We start from the raw sequence: 237 nt of genomic DNA on the forward strand, positions 1-237 counted from the left end.
TTACGCACCTGTATATTAAGTTTTGGTTTACCTCAAGCAGTTCAGGTGGTATTGCGTGAAGCTCCTTTGTCATTAGAGCATTTGGTTTTGGATAATTCCCGTGCTATTTTATCACAATTAGATGTTCTGATAGCTCCTGGTAGTCATTGGATGGATATTTCAAAGGCACCATTATTGGAGTTGAAATCGGCTGATGATTCTGAAAATGGCTGTTATTATTTGATTGTATACCAACAT

The 237-nt window shown here is 37.1% G+C and carries 1 protein-coding gene; it reads left to right on the plus strand.

Features of this window, described 5'->3' with window-relative positions:
- On the plus strand, positions 1–237 hold a 237-nt coding region (locus FLA105534_RS23035; RefSeq protein ID WP_173968420.1), incomplete at both ends, for a hypothetical protein.

The sequence above is a fragment of the Flavobacterium collinsii genome (assembly GCF_902804485.1).
Taxonomy (GTDB): Bacteria; Bacteroidota; Bacteroidia; order Flavobacteriales; family Flavobacteriaceae; genus Flavobacterium; species Flavobacterium collinsii.